This window comes from Actinomadura sp. WAC 06369, from assembly GCF_003947565.1.
Classification (GTDB): Bacteria; Actinomycetota; Actinomycetes; order Streptosporangiales; family Streptosporangiaceae; genus Spirillospora; species Spirillospora rifamycini.
Map to the genome: position 1 here is coordinate 1 of NZ_QHJN01000059.1, position 18,694 is coordinate 18,694.

At 75.3% G+C, this 18,694-nt stretch carries 15 protein-coding genes; 4 read left to right on the forward strand and 11 right to left on the reverse strand.

Annotation, left to right across the window (positions count from 1 at the left end):
* The first annotated feature begins 113 nt into the window (after positions 1 to 113).
* A complete protein-coding gene (locus DMH08_RS17785) occupies positions 114 to 1,589 on the forward strand; it encodes a sulfatase-like hydrolase/transferase (protein ID WP_125615976.1) in 1,476 nt (491 codons plus the stop codon).
* Positions 1,590 to 1,609: 20 nt separating this feature from the next.
* On the opposite strand, the gene DMH08_RS17790 is transcribed toward DMH08_RS17785, so the two are convergent.
* The 10 genes from DMH08_RS17790 to DMH08_RS17835 form a co-directional block, all read right to left on the reverse strand.
* A complete protein-coding gene (locus tag DMH08_RS17790; RefSeq protein ID WP_125615979.1) occupies positions 1,610 to 2,980 on the reverse strand; it encodes a phosphotransferase family protein in 1,371 nt (456 codons plus the stop codon).
* Between the two features lie 52 nt (positions 2,981 to 3,032).
* Entirely contained in the window at positions 3,033 to 3,968 is a 936-nt protein-coding gene (locus tag DMH08_RS17795; protein ID WP_125615982.1) for a DUF7065 domain-containing protein, read from the reverse strand.
* Positions 3,969 to 3,998: 30 nt separating this feature from the next.
* Positions 3,999 to 5,654 carry a thiolase C-terminal domain-containing protein gene (locus DMH08_RS17800; RefSeq protein WP_125615985.1) on the reverse strand — a complete coding sequence of 552 codons (1,656 nt, stop codon included), beginning with the start codon at positions 5,652 to 5,654 and terminating at the stop codon, positions 3,999 to 4,001.
* 97 nt (positions 5,655 to 5,751) lie between these two features.
* Complete coding sequence (locus DMH08_RS17805; RefSeq protein WP_125615988.1) at positions 5,752 to 7,194, reverse strand: FadR/GntR family transcriptional regulator; 1,443 nt, start codon at positions 7,192 to 7,194, stop codon at positions 5,752 to 5,754.
* Positions 7,195 to 7,229: 35 nt separating this feature from the next.
* A complete protein-coding gene (locus DMH08_RS17810) occupies positions 7,230 to 8,717 on the reverse strand; it encodes a FadR/GntR family transcriptional regulator (protein ID WP_125615991.1) in 1,488 nt (495 codons plus the stop codon).
* A 50-nt stretch (positions 8,718 to 8,767) separates the two neighbouring features.
* Positions 8,768 to 8,989, reverse strand: coding sequence for a hypothetical protein (locus DMH08_RS17815; RefSeq protein WP_125615994.1), 222 nt, complete (start codon positions 8,987 to 8,989; stop codon positions 8,768 to 8,770).
* Between the two features lie 10 nt (positions 8,990 to 8,999).
* Positions 9,000 to 10,145: an amidohydrolase family protein gene (locus DMH08_RS17820; RefSeq protein ID WP_125615997.1), complete on the reverse strand. Its 1,146-nt coding sequence runs from the start codon at positions 10,143 to 10,145 to the stop codon at positions 9,000 to 9,002.
* Positions 10,146 to 10,169: 24 nt separating this feature from the next.
* A complete protein-coding gene (locus DMH08_RS17825) occupies positions 10,170 to 11,030 on the reverse strand; it encodes a mycofactocin-coupled SDR family oxidoreductase (protein WP_125616000.1) in 861 nt (286 codons plus the stop codon).
* A 51-nt stretch (positions 11,031 to 11,081) separates the two neighbouring features.
* Complete coding sequence (locus tag DMH08_RS17830) at positions 11,082 to 12,560, reverse strand: aldehyde dehydrogenase family protein (RefSeq protein ID WP_125616003.1); 1,479 nt, start codon at positions 12,558 to 12,560, stop codon at positions 11,082 to 11,084.
* A 30-nt stretch (positions 12,561 to 12,590) separates the two neighbouring features.
* A complete protein-coding gene (locus tag DMH08_RS17835) occupies positions 12,591 to 13,781 on the reverse strand; it encodes a cytochrome P450 (protein WP_125616006.1) in 1,191 nt (396 codons plus the stop codon).
* Positions 13,782 to 13,943: 162 nt separating this feature from the next.
* Here DMH08_RS17835 and DMH08_RS17840 point away from each other — a divergent pair, with 162 nt between their 5' ends.
* Genes DMH08_RS17840 through DMH08_RS17850 form a run of 3 tightly spaced genes read left to right on the forward strand, consistent with a single transcriptional unit; the run spans position 13,944 to position 17,824 of the window.
* A complete protein-coding gene (locus tag DMH08_RS17840) occupies positions 13,944 to 15,176 on the forward strand; it encodes a CaiB/BaiF CoA transferase family protein (RefSeq protein WP_199747861.1) in 1,233 nt (410 codons plus the stop codon).
* A 45-nt stretch (positions 15,177 to 15,221) separates the two neighbouring features.
* Positions 15,222 to 16,739 carry a class I adenylate-forming enzyme family protein gene (locus tag DMH08_RS17845; protein ID WP_125616009.1) on the forward strand — a complete coding sequence of 506 codons (1,518 nt, stop codon included), beginning with the start codon at positions 15,222 to 15,224 and terminating at the stop codon, positions 16,737 to 16,739.
* A gap of 5 nt (positions 16,740 to 16,744) precedes the next feature.
* Positions 16,745 to 17,824 carry an acyl-CoA dehydrogenase family protein gene (locus DMH08_RS17850; protein ID WP_125616074.1) on the forward strand — a complete coding sequence of 360 codons (1,080 nt, stop codon included), beginning with the start codon at positions 16,745 to 16,747 and terminating at the stop codon, positions 17,822 to 17,824.
* Between the two features lie 53 nt (positions 17,825 to 17,877).
* Here DMH08_RS17850 and DMH08_RS17855 read toward each other — a convergent pair whose 3' ends face one another.
* Complete coding sequence (locus DMH08_RS17855; RefSeq protein WP_125616013.1) at positions 17,878 to 18,669, reverse strand: FadR/GntR family transcriptional regulator; 792 nt, start codon at positions 18,667 to 18,669, stop codon at positions 17,878 to 17,880.
* Positions 18,670 to 18,694: the final 25 nt, after the last annotated feature.

Here is an 18,694-nt window from a genome sequence, read left to right on the forward strand (position 1 = left end):
GATGATGAAGTTGGGTCTGGTCACGTCTCTTCCCTTGTCGGTGATCGGCGCCCGGCACGGCCGTCCGCACCGGACGGCCGTGCCGGGCGCCGATCACCGACAAGGGAAGAGACGTGACCAGACCCAACTTCATCATCTTCATGCCGGACCAGCTCCGCGCCGACGCCGTCGGGGCCTTCGGAAACCCGCTGGCGCACACGCCGAACCTCGACCGGTTCGCCGCCTCGGGGACGCTGTTCGACCAGGCGTTCGCCCAGCACTCCGTGTGCTCGCAGAGCCGCGTCTCCATGTTCACCGGCTGGTACCCCCACGTCGCCGGGCACCGGACGATCACGAACCTGATCAAACCGTGGGAGCCGAACGTCTTCCGCAGCCTCAAGGAGAGCGGCTACCACGTCGCCTGGCTCGGCCCGCGCGGCGACACGTTCGCGCCCGGCGCGACCGAGCTCAGCGTCGACGAGTACGGCTTCTGGACCGCCCCGTCCGTGCACAGTTTCGGTTCGGTCGAGGAGGACCCCGACGACCTGTGGGCCCGGCTGTTCTACCGGGGGCGCCGCGGCGACGAGGCCGCCCTCGACTACGACGAGGCGGTCGTCCGCTCGGCGGTGGACTGGCTGCGGCACCCGCCCGGCGGGCCGTGGGTGCTGTTCCTGCCGCTGCTGTTCCCGCACTGCCCGTTCACGGTGGAGGAGCCGTGGTTCTCGCTGATCGACCGGTCGGCGATGCCGGGGCCGGCCGTCCGCGAACCGGGGGAGGGCGGGCACGAGCCGCGGTTCATGGCCGCCATCCGCGAGCGGTACGGCACGGGGCGGGCGACCCTCGCGCACTGGCAGGAGCTCAAGGCCACCTACTACGGCATGGTCGCGCGGGTGGACGACCAGTTCGGCCGCGTCATGCGGGCGGCGGAGGACGCCGGCCTGCACGACCGCACCGTCACGTTCTTCTTCACCGACCACGGCGAGTACCTCGGCGACCACGGGCTGATCGAGAAGTGGCCGGCCGGCCTGAACGACTGCCTGGTCCGCGAACCGCTCATGATCGGCGGCGGCGGGCTGCCCGCCGGGGGGCGCTCGGCGGCGCTGGTGGAGATGGTCGACCTCGTCCCCACGCTGCTGGAACTCGCCGGAGTCGAGGCGGGCTACACGCACTTCGGGCGCAGCCTGCTGCCGCTCCTCACCGATCCCGGACGCCCGCACCGCACGCACGTCTTCTCCGAGGGCGGCTTCACCCTGGACGAGGAGCCGCTGCTGGAGCAGGCCCCGTTCCCCTACGACCTCAAGGCCGCCCTCCAGCACGAGGACACCGCACTGGTCGGGAAGGCGACCGCGGTCCGCACGCACGAGTGGACGTACGTCTACCGGCTGTACGAGCCCGACGAGCTGTACCACCGTCCGAGCGACCCGAGCGAACTGCGCAACCTGGCGGCCGACCCGGACCACGCGGGCCGGGTCGCGGAGCTGCGGGGGGAACTGACGCGCTGGCTCATGGCGACGAGCGACGTCGTCCCGTGGGAGCCCGACCCGCGCTTCCCGCCCGTTGAGCTGACGTCCGTCGAGGAGCAGGCGCGGGCCCGGCGCATCGCCGGCTGACCGACCCGGCCGCGCCCCGGTCAGGCGAGGGGGTCGTAGTGGCTGTCCGCGAGCCGTCCCATGGCCGGGAGGCATACCTGCGTCTCCCGGACCACCCACCGGTGCAGGACGGGGAGCGCGGCGGCCATCGGCACGGCGCCCGCGCGCAGCGCCGCGGACAGCCCGGCCTGCCCCGCCGCCACGTCCGCCGGCCGGGAGCCGAGCACGGTCCCGAGGTCGTCGAGCTCGCGGGCGCGTTTGGCGTCCGCGAGCCGCCCGCTCTCGCGCAGGTACTTCAGGATGCGCGCCAGGCCCTTGCCGCGCAGGACGACGAAGGGGTCCTCGCTGCGCGGGACGATGATCTCCCGGATCTGGGCGATCGCCGCGTCGAACAGCCGGTCGTCGGCGCCGGGGGACGGTTCGAGCGGTGCGGGGCTCTCCAGGGCGGTGCCGGTGGCGTCCGCGAGCGCCTCCACGAACAGGCGGCGGTGCAGGGTCGTGAAGACGAGGCCGTTGCCCACTTCGCCGAGGGGGTCGGGGCGCCCGGCCCCCCGGTGGGCCAGGATCAGGATGCGCAGCCCGGCCAGGACGCGGTAGTAGCGGATGCGGTCGGGGTCCAGGGTTCGCCCGGAAGCCGCCGCGTAGTCGGCCAGCCGGTCGGGGATGTGCGTGAACGGCTCCTGGACGGCGCGCAGCGTGACCCACGCCAGGTCGTCGTGGGGGTCGCCCAGGTGGGCGAGCTCCCAGTCGAGCACCGCGGTGACCCGGCCGTCCTCGTAGAGGAAGTTGCCGGGGCCGGTGTCGCCCTGCACGATCACCACGGGTCCGGACGCGTCGGGCACGTTGGCCCGCACCCACCCGAGCCCCAGCTCGACGAGCGGGTCGGCGGGGGAGCCGGAGGCCCGGTAGAGGGCCTCCCAGCGGTCGATCTCGGCGTGCACCAGGTCGCGCAGGTCCGCGTCCGCGGCGCCGGGGGCGAGCCGGCCCGGGTCGACCGCGTGCAGGGCGGCGAGGATGCCCATGAACTCCCGGGCGACGCGGACCCGCCGCTCCTCGCCGCGCAGCTCCGAGAACCAGGCCCGGCCCGGGACCCGCTCGGCGAGGATGGCCTGCTCGACGGGATGGACGGCGTGGATCCGCGGCACCGGGACGGGGGTGTCCTGGAGGGCGCGGAAGAAGCGCGCCTCGTCGTGGAGGGTGAAGGACTCGTCCCCTTCGCCCCGGTCGTAGCGGAGGAACAGCTCCAGCCGCGTTCCGTCCGCCGCCTCCGCGTCGACGAACCAGGCTTCGCGGCGCCCCCCTCCGGGCCGCCGGTCGCAGGAGACGATCCTTCCCCGGACGGCGTCCGCCATCCAGTCGACGAGGGCCCGGTCGAGCCCGGTGGCCGTGCCCTCCCGGCGGGTCGCGGACATGCCCATCACGCTCCTCGGTTCCGTGCGGCGGGGTGGTCACGGCCGGGGCCGGTCACGGCCGGGGCCAGTCGCGCAGCGGCCAGACGTCCTGGTCCTCGCCGTTCAGGACCTGCCCCTCGACGGTCCAGCGCAGGCAGGTGCAGAGGCACAGCGAGGTGGCGCCCGGCAGGAACAGCCTGCTCGTGCCGTCCGCGCGTCCCGCCGTGACGCGGCCGAGCTCGTCGCGGACCTCCACGGAGATCGCGGTCACCCAGTTCTCGCCGGGGTCGCGTTCGACCTCCCGGCGGCCTTCCACGATGCGGGCCGTGCGGCCGTCGCGCCGCACGTAGCCGCTGTAGACGTGCTCGGCGCCGGTGCCTTCGGCGCCGGTGCCCTCGGGGGCGGTGTAGGTCAGGAAGCTCAGGCCGGGGGACGCCGCCCAGGTGTAGCCGACCCTGCGGTAGCCGCGCTCGTGCCGCGGCCCCCACGAGCGGTCGCGCATCGCGTGGCAGTCGACCTCGATCCGCTCGCCGTCCAGGTCGATGTGCCCGGTGAGCCGTCCCGTCTGGTCGTAGTGGGACGCCTTGGGGTAGGGCGGCTCGCCGCGGCGCAGCGGCACCGGCTCCTCGGTCGCGTCGAAGCGGAACCGCACCCGGACCCGGTCCCGGTCGTCGTACCGCAGGTCGTAGGACATGCCGGGCTCCAGCGTCCGCACCGACAGGCCGGTGGGGAAGTCGAGGGCCCCGGGCCCGCGGGGCGCCGGCGGCTTGAGGTGCCCGAACTGCTGGAAGAAGGGCGCGCGCCACGGGACCGCCGCGGTGCGGTCCCACATCCACATGCCGCCGCCGGACGTGCCCGCGGTGCCGCGGACGGACGCGTACAGCCAGCCGCCGAGGTCGCGCTCGGGGACGAAGAAGGAGTACCAGAACGTCTCGGTCTCGTAGAAGTCGTCGCCGGGGAGGTGCAGGTCGTCGTCGGAGGGGGCGAAGCGGTCCTCGGTGTCGGTCACGATCGGCTGCCTTTCGTGGGGGCGCCGGCCTCAGCGGTCCGCGCGGAGGAGGAGGGCGCCGGACGGGACGCCGCCGCCGGCGCTGACGACCGCGACGCGGGCGTCCGGCACCTGCCTGGCCCCGGCTTCGCCCCGCAGCTGCAGCATCGCCTCGCGGACGAACCCGTAGCCGTGCGTCCGCCCGGCGGACAGCTGGCCGCCGTGGGTGTTGAGCGGGAGCCGCCCGTCCAGGGCGATGCCGCGGCCCTCGTCGACGAAGTCCGCGGCGCCGCCGAACTCGCAGAACCCGAGGGCCTCCAGCCACGACAGGGCGTTGAAGGTGAACCCGTCGTACAGCTCGGCGACGTCGACGTCGCCGGGACGCAGCGAGGTGCGGCTCCACAGGTGGGCGGAGGGGCCCAGCGACTGCGGCAGGTGGGTCAGGGTGCCCTGGTCCCAGCTCAGCCGCTCGGTGATCTGGGTGCCGGCCGCCTCGACCAGCACGGCCGGCCGGGGCCGGTCTGCGGCGGTCTCCGCGGCCGACACGACGACGGCGACCGCGCCGTCCACCGGGACGTCGCAGTCGTACAGCCCGAACGGCGTCGTGACCATCCGGGCCGCGAGGTAGTCGTCCATGGTGAGCGGGTCCCGGTAGACCGCGTCGGGGTTGAGCGCGGCGTGGCGCCGCGCGGTGACCGCGATCCAGCCGAGCGTCTCCCGGCCGCCGCCGTACCGGTGGAAGTAGTGGGACGCCTGGCAGGCGATCCAGTTCGCCGCCGACGCCGCGCCGAACGGCAGCCGCCACTCCGTCATGCCGGTGGCCGGGCCGCCGCCGACGTGCCACCGGCAGTCCCGGACGAGCGCCGTGTGGGACGACTCCCACACCGTCCGGAAGCACAGCACGTGCCGGCACAGCCCGGCGGCGACCGCCAGCATCGCCGAGACGATCGAGCCGATCTGGCCGGGGGTCTCCGCGCAGCCGTTGACCCAGGTCGGGCGCAGCCGCAGCGCCTCCTCCAGGGCCATCGCCCCGCCTTCGGACATGCCGCCGGGCGCCGGGCCGGGATAGGTGGCCAGGCCGTCGATGTCGGCCGGGGTCAGACCGGCGTCCGCGATGGCGGCGAGGCAGGCGTCCGCGGTGAGCGACAGCGGATCGGCCATGAGGCGGCGGCCGACCGCCGACTGCCCGACGCCGGTCAGCGCCACCCGGTCCTCGAACTTGCGCGGCGACGCCATCGGGCGCGGCACCGGGCGGCGCGCGGGCGGCCCGGGGACGGTCCCGGCCGGTTCCGGACGGTCCGGGTCCGGTTCGAACAGCGGGACGTGGACGTCCCCGGCCTTCTCGAACAGCACCCGGACCCGCATCCCCACGTGCACGTCGGACGGGTCGCAGTTGACGATGTTGGTGGTGAGGCGCGCCTCCTCGTCCTCGTCCAGGACGACGATCGCGACGACGTAGGGCGGCGGGAAGCCCGGCAGCCACTGCTGGTGGTTGACGGTGAACCCGGCCACCGTGGCGCGGCCGCCGACCGGGGCCATGGCCATCGCCGGGCTCCGGCAGGAACGGCAGCGCGGCAGCGGCGGATGCGTCAGGGCCGAGCAGTCGCCGCAGCGGGCGATGCGCAGCTCCCCGTCCCCGCCCGCGGCCCAGAAGTCCGCGCTGGCGAGGGTCGGCTGCGGCACCGGCCGCGCCGTCGGTTGCTCCATGGGACGGATTATAGTGCTCACAATTTCGCAGCCTCAAGGTCAAGCGGGCTCGCAGTTGGCTAGTGAGCGGAAAAGAGTGCTCTCTAAGGCGTGGCGGTCAGCTGGACAGGTGGCGCCGCATCCGGTACTGGGCGAGGCCGGCGTCGCCGTCCAGGACCGCGTCGAGGATCTCCCGGTGCCGGGCACCGGCGTCGTCCCCGCAGCCGCCGGGCGTCCCGGTGCGGCTGGACAGCTCCGTGATGATCCGCAGGAAGAGGGCCAGGACGGGGTTGCCGGCCGGCTCGGCGAGGACGGCGTGGAAGTCGAGGTCCGGGTCCGGGTCGGGGTCGTCGGGCCGGGGCCGGTCCAGCCGGTCGCGCAGCGCCGCCAGCCGTGCCGCGACGTCCGGCTCCGCCCGCCGCGCGGGCAGCTGCGCGACCAGGCCGACCTCGATCGCCTCCCGGACGACGCGCAGGTCGGCGGCGGTCGCGCGGCGGTACGCCAGGTACAGCGCGGTGGCGTCGATGGCCGCCCGCGGCTCCTGGCGGGTGACGACCAGCCCGCCGCCGGGGCCGCGCCGGGACGTGGCGACCGCATGGTGCTCCAGCAGCCGGACCGCCGCGCGCAGCACGGCGCGGCTGGTGTCGTACCGCTCCATCAGCTCGGCCTCCGACCCGAGTACCGTCCCGGGTCGCAGGCCCCCACGGACGATGTCCTCGTAGACGCGCGTCGCGACGCCCTCGGCCAGCGTGCGTCCGGCGGCCAGGCCCACCGGCTCGGGCGCCAGCCGGACCGCCGGGCCGCCCCCGTCCGCGTCCCCGGTACCGGCGCCGTGGTCGGCGGTCGCGCCGCGGAACCACTCGGCCACCTCGTCCAGGTGCCTGATCAGCTCGACCTGGGCGAGCGGCGCGTCCCCGGCGACCACGGCGTCCAGGACCGCGGCATGCCGGACGTGGGAGTCCTTGGTGAAGCGCCGCACCTCGTCCGCGGGCATGGGCCTGGCCAGTGCGACGTAGCGGTAGGCGAGCTGCTCCAGGACGTCCGCGAACACCTGGAGCACCGGGTTGCCGGTCACCTCGCTCAGCACGCTGTGGAACAGCCCGCCCGACCACTCGCCGGGCCGCGCGGGCGACAGCTCCGCCGCGTGGGTCGCGCGCAACCGCGCGATGCCGTCCTCGTCGATGCGCTCCGCGGCGAGCCTGCCGAGGACCGGTTCGATGAGGCGGCGGGCGTGCAGCACGTCGCGCAGACCGGCGCCCACGTGCTCGATGTAGACCACCACCGCCGCCACCGTGGGCGCCGCGTCCGGGGCGCAGACGACCAGGCCGCCGCCGGGGCCGCGGCGCATCCGGGCGACTTGGTGGTGCTCCAGCAGCCGCGCCGCCTCCCGCAGCACGCCGCGGCTCACCCCGTAGCGCTCCCGCAGCACCGGCTCGGAGTCGAGGACCCGCCCTACCGGCCAGCCCTGGGCGATGACCTCGGCCTCGATCCGCCGGGCCACCCGCGAGGCGAGCTTGTCCGGGGCGCCGCCCGTCCCCGCTCCGGCATCCGTGGCGTCCACGCTCCGATCTTAAAGAGTCGGCCGGGGCGGGGACGTCACCAGGCGGGGCACGCGGCCAGGTCGCGGCGGACGCGGTGCCGCGCCAGGCTCACGTCCCCCGCGAGGACGGCGGCGACCACCTCGCGGTGCGCCGCCTCCCGGACGTCCTGCGCGTCCGCCGCCGGGCCGGGCGGGGCGTCGGCCCCGGCCTGCCGGCGCCGCAGTTCCGAGAGGATCCGGAGGAAGAGCGTGAGCACCGGGTTGCCGGCGAGGTGCACCAGTGCGTCGTGGAAGCGCGCCGGGGGCGCCTCGCGCGCCGCCGCCTCCAGCCGTCCGGCCGCCTCCGGCTCCCGCCGCCGCGCCGTGACCGGGCCCAGCGCCCCCAGCTCGATCGCCTCGCGGACGGTCCGCAGGTGCTCCGCACCGGCGCGCCGGTAGCCGAGGTAGAGGGCGAGGGAGTCGATGCTGGCGGCCGGGTCCGGCGCGGTGACCCGGAGCCCGCCGCCGGGGCCGCGCCGCATCCGGGCGACGCCGTGGTGCTCCAGCAGCCGGACGGCCTCGCGCAGCACCGCGCGGCTGGTGCCGTACCGGTCCATCAGGTCGGCCTCGGAACCGAGCAGCGCCCCGACCGGCCAGCCGTCGGCCGCGACCGCGTCCTGGATCCGCGCGGCGACCAGTTCGCTGAGCTTGGCGCCCGGCGCCTCCAGCAGCTGCCAGGGGAGCGGGCCCGCCGCGCCGGGACGGTTCCGCTTCAGCCAGCCCGCGGTCTCGCGCAGGTGCTCGGTCATCACCGCGCACGCCGGTCCCGTGTCGCCGGCGATGACCGCGTCGACGATGGCGGCGTGGCTGCGGCCCGCCGCCTTCTTGTTGCGCACCGCCTCCGCCTTGGACTTGCGCCGCGCGGTGTGCGCGTACCGGTCGGTGAGCCGGGTGAGGACCTCGGTGAACGCGAGCAGCACCGGGTTCCCCGACAGCTCGCAGAGCGCGGTGTGGACCGGGTCCTGGGACCAGATGCCCGGTTCGGTGCGCCGCCTGGACTCCTGCTCCAGCAGCCCCCGCAGCCGCCGGACGCCGTCCTCGGTGAGCCGCTCGGAGGCCAGCACGACCGCCCGCGGCTCGAGGAGCAGCCGGGCGTCGATGAGGTCGTCGACCGTCGTGCCGACGTAGTCGAGGTAGGTGACCATCGCGCGGGCGGCGGGCGCCACGTCCGGCGCCGTCACGAACAGGCCGCCGCCGGGGCCGCGCCGCATCCGCGCCGCCCCGTGGTGCTCCACCAGCCGGACCGCCTCGCGCAGCACCGACTTGCTCACGCCGTACCGGTCCTGCAGCCGCTGCTCCGAGCCGAGGTTGCGGCCGACCGGCCAGCCCGACCGGACGATCTCGTCCTCGATCCGCTGCGCCACCCGCGTGCCCAGGGTGCCCGGCCGCGCGCCGTCCCGGACGTCCCGGACGGGCGGGACGGGCGGGACGGGCGGGGCGGTGCGGGTGCGCGGCAGGGGGTCGGCGTCGCCGGCCGGCGGCACTCGCGCGGCGGGCGTCGCCATGGAGTGGGAGCTCCTCACGGAGGGTCGGGAGCGCCCATTCTAGTGACCCGTCAGGCGGCGGGCGGGCCCGCGGACGCGGCCGCGGGGTGGGCGCGCAGGACCGCGAGACGCCGCTCCAGGGCCGCCCGCTCGGCGGCCCGCGCCGGGCCGGCCGCCGCCAGCAGCGCCTCGGTCTCGGCGATCTCGGCGCGGATCCGCTCGCCCGCCTCGCGGCGGGTGAGCAGGTCCTGGTCCGTCCAGTCGGAGCGCTCCGCCCCGGGCCGTCCCGTCACCGGCGCGCCCTCACGCGCCGAAGCCGTAGAGGCGGCGGACGTTCAGTTCGACGATCTTGTGGGCCTCGTCGTCGGGCACGTCGGCCAGCCGCTCGGCGGCGACGGCGCGGCTCTTCGGCCAGTACGAGTCGGAGTGCGGGTAGTCGCACTCCCACGTGATGTTGTCGATCCCGACGGCGTGCCGCGCCGCGATGCCGAACTCGTCGTCGATGAAGCACCCGTGCATGTTGCGGGCGAACAGTTCCGACGGGCGGACGTCCTGGTTGATGTTCTGGTAGTGGCGGTGCCGCTCCCAGGTGCCGTCGATGCGTTCGAGCAGGTAGGGCATCCAGCCGATGCCGCCCTCCGACAGGCCCACCTTCAGCCGGGGGTGCCGGTGGAAGACGGGGGAGAACAGCAGGTCGGCGGTGGCGTACATCGAGTTGCAGCCGAACAGGGCGATCATCACCGCCATCGGCGCCTCGGGCGCGGTGATCGGGGCCTGCCCGGACGTGCCGAAGTGCATGCACAGCGGCATGCCGGTCTCCTCGGCCGCGGAGAACACCGGGTCCCAGTGGTCGGTGTGGAACGACGGCAGCCCCAGCGGGACCGGGTTCTCCGGGAACGCGATCGCCTTGGCGCCCTTGCCGGCGCACCGGCCGATCTCGGCCACGCACAGGTCGACGTCCCACAGCGGCAGGATGACCAGCGGGATGAACCGGTCCGGCGCGGCCGCGCACCACTCGTCCAGCACGTAGTCGTTCCACGCCCGCACGCACAGGTGCGCCAGCTCGCGGTCCTCGCCCTCCAGGAACACGGTGCCGGCGAAGCGCGGGAACGACGGGAAGCACATGGCCCCCCAGACGCCGTCGACGTCCATGTCCGCCAGCCGGGCCCGCGGGTCGTAGCAGCCGGGGATCATCTCGTCGTAGCGGGTCGGGTCGATCCCGTACTCCTCGGGGCTCTTCCCCGCGACGGCGTTGAGGCCGATGTTCGGGTAGAGGCGGCCCTCGTACCGCCACACCTCCGAGGGCGGCCCGCCGTTCTCCCGCGGCAGGTCGACGATGCGCGGCCCCTCCTCGCGGTACCGCTCGGGCAGGCGGTCGGTCCACACGTGCGGCGGCTCGATCAGGTGGTCGTCGGTCGACAGCAGCTTCATCCAGGGCTGCAGAGGCATCGGTGGCTCCTTCTCGCTACGGCCTCAGAAGACCGGCTGCTGCGGGCGGTTCTTGACGTAGCTGCCCGCGTCGACGCGCAGCTGCGCGCCGGTGATGTACCGCGCGTCGTCGGAGATCAGGAACAGCACCGCGGCGGCGACGTCCTCCGGCTCGACGAACCCGACCGGCATCGCGTTCATCGCCGGGAACGCGAGCAGGGCGTCCTCGCGGGTGGGGTTCTCCAGGTCCGGGCGGAACACCCGGAACATCGGGTCGCTGTTCAGCATCGCGGTGTCGGTGTTGGTCGGGTGCACCGCGTTGGCGCGGATGCCGCGCGGCGCGAGCGTCACCGCCAGGTCGTGGACGAACGACGCGACGGCGCGCTTGGCCCACGCGTACCCCATGCCGCCGGCGCCGTTGGCGGGGTCGTTCGTGCCGCCCTGCAGCAGGCCCGCGACCGACCCGGTGGCGACGACCGCGCCGCCGTCGGGCAGGTGCGGCAGCGCCGCCTGGACGGCGTGCACGACGCCGTTGAAGTCCACCGCCACGGCGTCCAGGAACGCCTGCGCGTCCTGGTTGCCGAGCGGGCAGATGCCCGCCTGCGCGACGACCGCGTCCAGCCGGCCCAGCGCGGCGGCGCCCGCGTCGACGGCCGCGCGCAGCTCGCCCGGCTCCCGCACGTCCGCCCGGCTCGCGACCATGCGGCGGCCCAGCTTCTCCACCCGCCGGACGGTCTCGTCGAGGTCCGCGCCGGTGGCGAGCGCGTAGCCGTTGGTGGCGATGTCGGCGCAGAGGTCGACGCCGATGACGTCGGCGCCCTCCTCGGCGGCCCGGACCGCGACCGCCCGGCCCTGCCCCCGGGCGGCGCCGGTGACGAACACGACCCTGTCCTGTAGCCGGCCCATGGCCGCTCCCTCCTCGTTCCGGCCGGGCCCGCCCGGCCGGGCGCGCGCCGGTCAGCCGGACGCCGCGCTCCAGGTGATGCTCTTGGTCTGCAGGTACTCGTCCAGGCCGTGCTCGCCCCACTCGCGGCCGAGCCCGCTCTGCTTGCAGCCGCCGAACGCGACGTGGGGGGTGACGCCGCCCCCGCCGCCGTTGACCATGACCATCCCGGCCCGGACGCGGGCGGCCAGCCCGTACGCGCGCACGGCGTCGGCCGCCCACACCGAGCCGGCCAGCCCGTAGGGGCTGTCGTTGGCGAGCCGGACGGCCTCGTCTTCGTCGTCGAACGGGATGACGCAGCCGACCGGGCCGAAGAACTCGGTCCGCGCGATCGTCATGGCGTTGTCGACCCCGGTGAACAGCGTGGGCTCGAAGAAGTAGCCGCGGTCCAGCCCGGCGGGGCGGCGGCCGCCGTGCACGATCCGCGCGCCCTCCTCCTCGCCGGTCCGCACGAGCTTCTCGACCTTGTCGCGCTGCGCGGCGCTGATCAGCGGGCCCATCGCGGTGGCGGGGTCGGCCGGGTCGCCCACCGTGACGGACCGGAGGGCGGCGACGGCCTTCTCGACCAGTTCGTCGTGCCGGGAGCGGTGCACCAGCGTGCGGGTGAACAGCGAGCAGCCCTGGCCGGCGTTGGTGGCGATCCCGGCCAGCATCTCGCCGAGCGCCCTGTCCAGATCGGCGTCCGCGCAGACGATGCTGGCCGACTTCCCGCCGAGTTCGAGGACGACCTTCTTGAAGCTCCCGGCGGCCTGCTCGTACACCTGCCGTCCGACGGAGTCCGAACCGGTGAAGCTGACCAGGTCCACCATCGGGTTGGTGGTGAGTTCGCGGCCGGCCGCGGCGGCGCCGGTGACGATGTTGAGCACGCCGGCGGGCAGCCCCGCCTCCGCGGCGGCCTCGGCGAGCGCCAGCACCTCCAGCGGCGCGGTCGGCGCGGGCTTGAGCACCGCGGTGCAGCCCGCGGCCAGCGCCGGCGCGAGCTTCATGACGCTCAGGAACAGCGGGAAGTTGTAGGCGGGGACGAGCGCGGCGACGCCGAACGGCTCGCGCCGCAGGACGCCCTGCCCGAGGCCGAGCCCGGGAACGGGCGTCGGCGCGACCGGCCGCTCCCACGCGAACCCCGGCATGATCCGTTCGGCCATGTCGCGGAGGTGCGCGAGGGGCACGCCGACCTGGAGCGTCTCGGCCAGCATCCGGACCGAGCCGACCTCGGCGATGTTCAGGTCGGCCAGCCCGGGGGCGCGGCGCTCCAGTGCCTCCGCCATGCGCAGCATGGTCCGGGCCCGTTCGCGGACCGGCATGGACGGCCAGGGCCCGTCGTCGAACGCGCGCCGCGCGGCCCGCACGGCCCGCGCCGCGTCCTCCCGCGTCGCGTCCGGGACGCGGCCGATGACCTCCTCGGTCGCCGGGTTCACGACCTCCAGCCACGCGTCGCCGGTGCTCTCGGTCCAGTCGCCGTCGATGTAGAGCCGGTGGGTCGGGACTTCGCTCATGGGTCGCCTCCTTGTCGGCGTCCGGCGCGCTCAGACGTCCCAGCGCAGGGGGAGTTCGTCCAGGGCCCACACGCCGCCGGAGTGCTCGGTCGGCTGCCCGGCCAGCTCGTAGTCGGGGATGCGGCGGTGCCATTCGGTGAGCAGCACGGCCAGCTCCTGGCGGGCGAGGTGGGCGCCGAGGCAGCGGTGCGGCCCGCCGCCGAAGGACAGGTTCTTGGTGGAGGCGCGGTCCAGGTCGACCCGGCGGGCGCCGGGGTGGACGGACTCGTCGCGGCCCGCGGCGGCCAGCGGGAACACCGCCATGTCGCCCGCCTTCACCGGGCAGCCGTGGAACTCCTCGTCCTTCAGGGCTTTGCGTGCGGTCTGGACGATCGGGTAGGCGCGCAGGATCTCCTCGACCACGATCGGGACGCAGCCCGGGTCGGTGACCAGCCGCTCGCGGTCGCGGGGGTGGGTCGCCAGGTGCCAGAAGGCGTAGGACGACTGGCTGGCGACCGTGTCGAGCCCCGCCATGAACAGCAGCAGCGAGCAGTTCAGCAGGTCCTCGTCGCTGACGGGCTCCCCGTCGATCGTCCAGTCCAGCGCGGCGGTGACGATGTCGGCGGCGCCCTCGACGGGGGACGCCCGGCGCTCGGCGATGAGTTCCGCGAAGTACTGCACGACCAGGCCGACGCCGGTCGCCACGCGGTCCCGGTCCTCCCCGGAGTGCAGGATCATGCCCTCCCACTCCAGGAACTCCGGCAGCTTCGTCACCGGCATCCCCATGATCTCCAGGAAGACCGTGGAGGGGAACACGCGCGCGACGTCGTCCACGAAGTCGCATCCGCCCCGGTCCGCGAGCCCGTCGATGATCTCGCCGGCCAGCCGCCGCTGGCCCTCGGCCATGCTCCGGACGCGCCCCGGCGAGAAGTAGTCGCGGAGCAGGTGCCGCCACGGGGTGTGCTCCGGCGGGTCGAGCATCAGCGGGATCAGCCTGAACGGCGGGTTCGGCTCGGTCGGCGTGATGACCGAGCTGGACCACAGGTCGGTCCGCTGGAGGCCGTCGTGGACGGCCTCGTAGTCGGTGAAGACCCAGTAGCCGCCGGCCTCCTCCGAGCGCATCACCGGGCGGGCGCGGTCCTGGTAGCGGTCCATGCGCTCGAAGAACGTCATCGCCGGTCCGGTGCCGAAGGTCGTGTAGTCCTCGACGGGGCAGGTCTGCGGGGCGGGGTCAGCGGCCATCTCGGCTCCTCGGTACCGGTCCGGATGCGATGCCCTGGATCGTACGACCGCTGTCGCTATTTGGGTAGCCTCAATTACTCATTCAATGCGCCGCCTCTTGCCATTCTCCGGCCGTGACGCTCTACTAAGTGCACACAATAGGGTCTCGGGAGGGCGGTACCCATGCACCGACCGATGGAGGGCGTCCGCGTCCTGGAGGTCGCCCAGTTCACGTTCGTCCCGGCCGCGGGCGCGGTGCTGGCGGACTGGGGGGCCGACATCGTCAAGATCGAGCACGCCGAGCGCGGCGACGCGCAGCGCGGGCTGATCCGGGTGCTCGGGCTCGACGCCCTGGCGCGGGGCGGCTCGTTCTTCCCGATCATGGAGGGCCCGAACCGGGGGAAGCGCAGCGTGGGGCTCGCCCTGGAGAACCCGGCGGCCCGGCCGGTGCTGGAGCGCCTCGTCCGCGAGAGCGACGTGTTCCTGACCAACTTCCTGCCGTCCGCGCGCGCCAAGCTGGGCATCGACGTGGACGACATCCGGGCCCTCAACCCCGACATCGTCTACGTCCGCGGCAGCGGCTTCGGCCAGCGCGGCGCCGAGGCGGACAAGGGCGGGTACGACAGCACCGCCTTCTGGGCCCGGGGCGGCAGCGCCGCGGGCGTCACCCCGCCGGACTCGGAGTCGATGATGCGCATGCCCGCGGGCGCCTACGGCGACTCCATCGGCGGCATGACCATCGCGGGCGGCATCGCGGCCGCCCTGTACTCCCGGAAGGTCACCGGCGAGCCGTCGGTGGTGGACGTGTCGCTGCTCGGCGTCGGCGCGTGGGCCACCCAGCTCTCGGTCAACATGGCGCTGGCGCTCGGCGGGCCGCTGCCGAAGACGCCCCACCCCGAGCACGGGTCGGCGGCCAACCCGCTCATCGGCCCCTACCGGACCGCGGACGGGCGCTGGCTGGAACTGGCGATGCTGCAGCCCGGCCGGTACTGGCCCGAGTTCTGCGCGGTCGCGGGCCGTCCGGACCTGGTCGCCGACGAGCGCTTCGACGGCGCCGAGAACCTCATGAAGAACGCCGCCGAGGCGAGCGGGATCGTCGCCGGCCTCATCGCGGCGCGCGACCACACCGAGTGGGTCGAGCTGCTCACGGGGACGGACGGGCAGTGGGCCCTCGTCCAGGAGCCCTGGGAGGTCGGGCAGGACCCGGCGCTGCGGGCCAACGGGCTCGTCGCGCCCCTGGAGGACGCCGACGGCGTCGAGCGGGAGCTGGTCGCGAACCCGGTCCAGTTCGACGAGACCCCCGCCGAGCTGCGCCGCGCGCCGCGGTTCGCCGAGCACACCGACGAGGTGCTGCGCGAGCTCGGCCTGACCGACGACGAACTGATCCGCCTCAAGGTCGACGGCGCCATCACCTGAGCCGACGGACGACCCAGGCACTTCGCGAACGATGGAGGAGGCGGCATGGAGGCACGGGACCTCGGCGGCGCCCTGCGCGCCGCCGCCGTACGCCACGGCGCGACGCCCCTGGTCTTCCACGGCACGCGAGGCACCGAGGCCACGCATGTGGGCGCGCTGCACCGGCGGGCCCTGCGCGTCGCGGGCGGGCTCGCCGACCTGGGCGTCGGGCCCGGCGACGTGGTGGCCGTCCAGACGACCGGCTGCGCGGAGAACGCCGTCGCCCACGCCGCCGTGCTCCTGCGGGGCGCGGTCGTGCTCCCGGTCGTCGCCATCTACGGTCCGCGCGAACTGGGCTTCGTGCTGCGCCAGTCGGAGGCCGCGGCCCTCATCACCTCCGCCGGACGGGCGGCCGAAGCGCGCGCCCTGCGCGCGGAGCTGCCGGCGCTGCGCCACGTCGTCGGCATCGACGGCGAGGACTGGTCCGCGCTGGAGGCGCACCCGCCGCTCGGGGCGCGGCCCCCGGCCGACCCGGACCGGATCTGCGTCCTGGTCTACACCTCGGGCACGACCGCCGAACCGAAGGGCGTCCAGCACACCCACCGCTCCGTCCTCGCCGAACTGGACACCATGCCGGGGCGCGAGGACGGCTACGTCTACCTCGACGCGTTCCCGCCCGGCCACGTCGCCGGACTGTGCGTGCTCCTGCGCGCCCTGGTGAACGGGGTGGCGACCGTCTTCATGGAGAAGTGGGACGCGCAGACGGCGCTGGACCTCGTCCACCGGCACGGGGCGACCGCCTCGGCCGGCGTCCCGTTCCACCTGTCGGCGCTGCTGGACGCCGCCGAGCGGGACGGGCGCGGCGCGGGACCCCTGCGCGAGTACCTGGTCGGCGCCGCGAGCGTCCCGCCGGTGCTCGTCGAGCGCGCCGACCGGGCCGGGATCGCCGCCTACCGGGCGTACGGGTCCAGCGAGCACCCCACGATCAGCTCGGGCGGCGCGGACGACCCCCGCGCCGAGCGCGCCGCCACCGACGGGCGGCTGAAACCGGGCACGGAGGTGCGCATCGTCGACCCCGAGGGCCGGGACCTGCCGGTGGGGGAGGAGGGCGAGATCTGGTCGCGCGGCCCCGAGGTCTTCGCCGGATACCGCGACCCGGCGCTGGACGCGGCGGCGTTCACCCCGGACGGCTGGCTGCGCACCGGCGACGTGGGGCGCCTGGACGCCGACGGGCACCTGACCGTCACCGACCGGCTCAAGGACATCATCGTGCGCGGCGGCGAGAAGATCTCGTCCAAGGAGGTCGAGGACCTGCTGGCCGCGCACCCCGCCGTGGCGGAGGCGGCCGCGGTCGCCGAGCCGGACGGGCGCTACGGCGAGCGGGTCTGCGCGTTCGCCGTCCTGCGCGCGGGGGCGGAACTCGACCTCGCCGCGGTCCGCGCGCACTTCGCGGCGCTGGGGGCGGCCCGGCAGAAGGCGCCGGAGCGGCTCGTCGTGGTGGACGTCCTGCCGCGCACGGCGGCGGGCAAGGTGCGCAAGCACGTGCTGAGGGACCGGGTCCGGGACGAAGGAGCGCGCGGGTGAACCTCATGATCAGCGAAGAGCAGGAGGCGCTCGCGGCGGCCGTCCGCGAGTGGCTGGCCGCGCGCACCGACCTCGCGGCGGCGCGCGCCGCCGGGGACGGCGCGCCGCCGGCGCGGCCCGCGGACCTGCGGGAGGCGGCCGCGCTCGGCCTCGTCGGGCTGCTGCGCGACGAGGGCGACGGCGAGGGCGGCGGTACGTATGCCGATCTGGCGCTGGTGGTGGAGGAGCTGGGCCGCGCGGCGTCGCCGCTGCCGCTCGGCCAGGCCGCGCTGGCGTGCCGCGCGCTCGACGGCGCCGGGATCGGCGGCGACGCGGCCGGGCGGGCGGCGGCGGGCGAGGTGCTGGTGGTCCCGGTGCTGCCCGAGCCGGGGGAGGAGCCGGTGCGCGCGTCGTCCGGTCCGGAGGGCGCCCTGGTCCTCGACGGGCGGGTGGCCGTCGCGGTCGGCGCGCGGGACGCCGGGTTCCTCCTCGCCGCCGCCACCGGGCCGGACGGGGCGCCGGTGCTCGCTCTCACCGGCGCGGACGCGCCCGGAGTCGTCCGGACGGCCCGCGCCGCGCTCGACATCACCCGCGACTTCGCGGCCGTGGCGCTGGACGGCGCCCGCGTCCCGGCCGGGTCCTGGAGCCCGGTGGACGCCGGGACCGTCGAGGTGCTGGCCGCGGCGTCGGCGCTGCACCACGCGGCCGACGCGCTCGGCGCGGCGGACCGGCTGCTGGCGATGACGCTGCGGTACGTCCGGGAGCGGCGGCAGTTCGGCCGGGCGATCGGGAGCTTCCAGGCGGTCAAGCACCACTGCGCCGACATGGCCGTGGACGTCGAGCGGGCCCGCGCGTGCGTGCGCGCCGGGGCCCGCGCGCTGGACGCCGGGGAGCCGGGCGCCCGGCGGGTGGCGATCGCCGAGGCTGCGGCCGTCGCCGGCGAAGCGTGCTCGCGGGTCGCCGGCACCGCCCTGCAACTGCACGGCGGCATGGGCTTCACCTGGGAGCACGACCTGCACCTCTACCTGCGGCGTGTCAAGACCGGCGAGCTGCTGGGCGGCACGCCGCGGTACCACTACGCCCGCCTGATGGACCTGGTGGCCTGATGGGCGCGCGGCCGGACGGGCTGGCGGACGGGCGCGCGGCGCGCCCCGCCCGCTCACTCCAGGATGTCGATGACGGAGGTGGCCTCCTGGTCGCGCAGCACCAGGTCGTCCGCGATCCGCAGGTGCCTGCTCCAGAACCGCTCCGCGGCGGGCCCGTCGCCGGACCGGACGAGCGCGACGAGCTTCTCGTACGCGCGCAGCGCGCGGGCGTAGTCGCCGTGCCGGCCGCCGGCCTCGTGGGCCCGCACCGACCGCTGGGTCTGCCGGAGGATGATCTCGTGCACCATCCCGGCCATGAGCGCCAGGGTGCGGTTGCCCGACAGCTCGACCAGCCGCAGGTGGAAGCAGGCGCTGTCGACCGCGAACCGCTCGTAGTCGCTGACCGAGGCGCGCGCGGGCTCCAGCTCCGCCGCCAGCGCCGCGTACCGCTCCTCGTCGCCGCTGAGGGCGAGCAGCCGGGCCGCGGCGGGTTCGATCGCGCCGCGCGCCTGGTAGACGTCGCCGAGCGTGGCGCCGCCGAGCCGGAGCAGCAGCCCGGCGGGCCGGGCGACCACCTCCGGCCCCGGGACGGTCACCCGCGCGCCGGTGCGGGAGCCGCGGCGCACCTCGATCAGGCCCTCGGACTCCAGCACCCGGAACGCCTCGCGGAGCGTGGGGCGCGACACCCCGAAGTGCTCCATGAGCGACGCCTCGTTGGGCAGGTAGTCGCCGTCCTTGAGGGAGCCCTCCACGATCCGCCGCCGCAGCCGGCGCGCCACCAGCTCGCCGGTCTTGGGCGGGCGGACGCCGCCGGGCGGCCCGCCCGCGGAGGGGTCGCGCCGTGCCCCGGACCCCGGCAGTGCCATCGCTGCTCGCTTTCGCCGTCCCGCG

Bases quoted from the DNA above. Each gene is read 5' to 3' on its own strand.
- DMH08_RS17810 (WP_125615991.1), bottom strand. From the start codon at position 8,717: ATGGCGACGCCCGCCGCGCGAGTGCCGCCGGCCGGCGACGCCGACCCC.
- DMH08_RS17830 (WP_125616003.1), bottom strand. From the start codon at position 12,560: ATGAGCGAAGTCCCGACCCACCGGCTCTACATCGACGGCGACTGGACC.
- DMH08_RS17825 (WP_125616000.1), bottom strand. From the start codon at position 11,030: ATGGGCCGGCTACAGGACAGGGTCGTGTTCGTCACCGGCGCCGCCCGG.
- DMH08_RS17790 (WP_125615979.1), bottom strand. From the start codon at position 2,980: ATGTCCGCGACCCGCCGGGAGGGCACGGCCACCGGGCTCGACCGGGCC.
- DMH08_RS17845 (WP_125616009.1), top strand. From the start codon at position 15,222: ATGGAGGCACGGGACCTCGGCGGCGCCCTGCGCGCCGCCGCCGTACGC.
- DMH08_RS17850 (WP_125616074.1), top strand. From the start codon at position 16,745: ATGATCAGCGAAGAGCAGGAGGCGCTCGCGGCGGCCGTCCGCGAGTGG.
- DMH08_RS17855 (WP_125616013.1), bottom strand. From the start codon at position 18,669: ATGGCACTGCCGGGGTCCGGGGCACGGCGCGACCCCTCCGCGGGCGGG.
- DMH08_RS17820 (WP_125615997.1), bottom strand. From the start codon at position 10,145: ATGCCTCTGCAGCCCTGGATGAAGCTGCTGTCGACCGACGACCACCTG.
- DMH08_RS17800 (WP_125615985.1), bottom strand. From the start codon at position 5,654: ATGGAGCAACCGACGGCGCGGCCGGTGCCGCAGCCGACCCTCGCCAGC.
- DMH08_RS17840 (WP_199747861.1), top strand. From the start codon at position 13,944: ATGCACCGACCGATGGAGGGCGTCCGCGTCCTGGAGGTCGCCCAGTTC.
- DMH08_RS17835 (WP_125616006.1), bottom strand. From the start codon at position 13,781: ATGGCCGCTGACCCCGCCCCGCAGACCTGCCCCGTCGAGGACTACACG.